This is a genomic window from Sinomonas sp. G460-2, assembly GCF_047759905.1.
Classification (GTDB): Bacteria; Actinomycetota; Actinomycetes; order Actinomycetales; family Micrococcaceae; genus Sinomonas.
This window is the reverse complement of sequence record NZ_JBKZWT010000373.1, coordinates 1-3,225: the sequence shown is the minus strand read 5'-3', so window position 1 is coordinate 3,225 and position 3,225 is coordinate 1. Positions and strand designations below refer to the sequence as shown.

Sequence of the window (3,225 nt, the reverse complement as noted above, 5' to 3'; positions counted from 1 at the left end):
GCAGCCGGGTGCAGAGCTCGCTCTGGATCCTGTTGACGCCGGGCGCCGCCGCGATCTGCGGCAGCACGCGCTCGGCGCAGTCCACGAGCGAGCGCGCGAAGACCGTGAGCGAGAGGTCCGGATGGCTCGTCGCGACGTCGATGGTCTGGGCCTCGGGGATGGCGGCGAGCACGGCGACGGCCTCGTCGCGCCGGCCTGGATCGCATTCGACGTCGACAAACGCGACGACCATCTCGGCAGGGTCCCCGCGGAGGTGGGCCGTGATCCACGCGAGGCCGGCGGCGCGCAACCGCTCCCAGCGCCGCGCGAGGGTCGCTGGATGCGCACCCAGGATCTCGGAGGCCTCGAGCCACGGCACGCGAGGCGCGATCTGGAGGGCGTGAAGGAGCGCGAGATCGTCCTCGGAGAGCTCGATGACGGGCGCCCCGAATGCAACTAAACGCTGATCGAGTAGCGGCATGTGAGTGATTATTGCATCTCTCCGTTTCCAACGGCCCACTCCGTGCACACTCGTTCCCGACGCAATCAATGTGGCGTGGGCCACAGGAGGAGACACGGTGGAACTGATCGACGAAGCCCGCGGACTGCAGAGCCAGCTCACCGAGTGGCGGCACGCCCTCCACCAGGAGCCGGAGATCGGCCTCGATCTCCCCCGCACGCAGGAGAAGGTCCTCGCAGCACTCGACGGCCTCGGGCTCGAGATCAGCACCGGAACGGACACGACCTCGGTCACCGCAGTGCTGCGCGGCACCGCGGCCAGCGCCGCGGGCGGCACAGCGAACGACGGCGCGCGGCCGGTCGTGCTCCTGCGCGCCGATATGGACGCGCTCCCCGTCCAGGAGCGCACCGGCGCATCGTTCACGTCGCGCATCGACGGCGCGATGCACGCGTGCGGGCACGACCTCCACACGTCGATGCTTCTGGGCGCCACGACGCTCCTGGCCGACAACCGCCATCGGCTCGCCGGCGACGTCGTCCTCATGTTCCAGCCCGGAGAGGAGGGCTACGACGGTGCGAGCGTCATGGTCCGCGAGGGCGTGCTCGACGCCGCGGGCCGCCGCGCCGATGCCGCGTTCGGCCTCCACGTCTTCTCCTCGATGGCCCCGCACGGGCAGTTCGTCACCCGCCCCGGCGTCATGATGAGCGCCTCGGACGGCCTCTTCGTGACCGTGCGCGGCGCGGGCGGACACGGCTCGGCGCCGCACGCGGCCAAGGACCCCGTGACGGTCGCCGCGGAGATGGTCCTCGCGCTCCAGACCATGGTCACGCGCCAGTTCGACATGTTCGACCCGACGGTCGTCACGGTCGGCCGTCTCTCGGCCGGCACGAAGCGCAACGTCATCCCCGACACCGCGGAGTTCGACGCGACGATCCGCACGTTCTCCGAGGCGAACCGCGAGCGCATGCAGCTCGCGATCCCGCGCCTCCTCGAGGGGATCGCGCACGCCCACGGCCTCGACGTGGACGTCCGCTACGCCGCCGAATACCCGCTCACGGTCACGGACCGCGGCGAGACCGAGTTCGCCGAGTCCACGATCGCCGAGCTTTTCGACGGACGCCACGCGCGGCTCCCCCAACCGCTGAGCGGTTCCGAGGACTTCTCCCGAGTCCTCGCCGAGGTGCCGGGCAGCTTCGTCGGCCTGAGCGCGGTGCCCGCGGGCGTCGACCACGCGACGAGCGCGTTCAACCACTCGCCGTTCGCGACGTTCGACGACGCCGTCCTCGCCGACGGCGCGGCCCTCTACGCGCAGCTCGCGCTGGCCAAGACCGCTCAGCTCGCGGCCCGCTGACCCGGGACCCCACAACAAGAGAGACCCCCATGACAACCAGCCCCAGCACGCGCGCGGCGAGCGCCGCCGTCGTCGTCCCCTCCGCGCGTCGCACGCTCGTCAGCACCGGCATCGGCAACGCCGCCGAATGGTACGACTGGGCCATCTACGCGACGTTCGCGCCGTACTTCTCGAAGCAGCTGTTCAGCCCCTCCGACCCGACCTCGGCGATCCTCTCGACGCTCGCGATCTTCGCCGTCGGCTTCGTGGCGCGGCCTTTCGGCGGCTTCGTCTTCGGCTGGGTCGGCGACAGGTTCGGCCGCAAGAACTCGATGACGATGACCGTGGCGCTCGCCGCCGTCGGCAGCCTCCTCATCGGCATCGCCCCGACGTTCGGCGCCGTGGGCGCGCTCGCGTCGCTCGTGCTCCTCGTCGCACGGCTCGTGCAGGGCCTCGCGCACGGCGGCGAGCTCCCGTCGTCGCAGACGTATCTCTCCGAGATGGCACCTCGCGAGAAGCGCGGCTTCTGGTCCACGCTCATCTACTTCTCGGGCACGATCGGCAACATGACCGGCGCCCTGATCGGCGCGATTCTCGCGATCGCCCTCCCGAAGGCGGACATGGCCGCGTGGGGCTGGCGCCTCCCCTTCATTCTCGGGGCGGTCATGGGCCTCTACGGGCTCGTGATGCGCGCTCGCATGCCCGAGACCGAGGCGTTCGAGGAACTCGACGCGACGCGCACCAAGTCGCGGGGCCTCGTGAAGGACATCCTCGAACACCGCAAGCAGGCGTTCCAGGTCATCGGCATGACGGTCGGCCTCACGGTCATCTACTACGTGTGGGCCATCGTCGCGCCGACGTACGCCGCGACGAGCCTCAAGCTCGACCCGGGCCAGGCGCTCTGGTACGGGTTTGCCGCCAACCTTGTCTTCCTCGTGGCTCTTCCGCTGTGGGGCAGGCTGAGCGACCGGATCGGCCGCAAGCCGGTGCTCATCATCGGCGGGCTCGGATGCGCCGTCCTGCATTTCCCGATGACGTGGCTCCTGCACGACTCGCTCTGGCAGCTCTTCGTCTCGATGTCCGTAATGCTCATCTTCATCGCGGCGGGCGCGGCCATCGCCCCGGCAACTTACGCAGAGCTGTTCCCCGCCAAGGTGCGCACGGCCGGCGTCGGCGTTCCCTACGCGATCGCGGTCGCGGCGTTCGGCGGGACGGCACCGTACCTGCAGACGCTCTTCACGGACGTCGTGAAGCAGCCTTGGATGTTCAATGCGTACGCGGTGGTCATGGTGCTCGTCTCCGTCGTGGTGGTGCTCGGGCTCCCCGAGACGAAGGGCAAGGACCTCTCGGTCTGACCGTTCAGGGGTCACCTCCGGTGGGTGTTGCGGCATCCAGGGGTCACGTCCCGTGGGTGTTCCACCGTTCAGGGGTCACGTCCCGCGGGTGCGCCGCGCGC

The 3,225-nt window shown here is 70.0% G+C and carries 3 protein-coding genes; 2 read left to right on the top strand and 1 reads right to left on the bottom strand.

What is annotated here, in order from left to right; genetic code table 11:
- Nucleotides 1-460 (bottom strand): Lrp/AsnC family transcriptional regulator (locus tag ACLN58_RS19995; protein WP_415856985.1); only part of this gene is annotated, 460 nt, incomplete at its 3' end.
- A gap of 97 nt (nucleotides 461-557) precedes the next feature.
- On the opposite strand from ACLN58_RS19995, the gene ACLN58_RS19990 reads away from it, so the two are divergent.
- Nucleotides 558-1,790, top strand: coding sequence for a M20 metallopeptidase family protein (locus ACLN58_RS19990; protein WP_415856984.1), 1,233 nt, complete (start codon nucleotides 558-560; stop codon nucleotides 1,788-1,790).
- 29 nt (nucleotides 1,791-1,819) lie between these two features.
- Complete coding sequence (locus tag ACLN58_RS19985) at nucleotides 1,820-3,124, top strand: MFS transporter (RefSeq protein ID WP_415856983.1); 1,305 nt, start codon at nucleotides 1,820-1,822, stop codon at nucleotides 3,122-3,124.
- The last annotated feature ends 101 nt before the right edge of the window (nucleotides 3,125-3,225 follow it).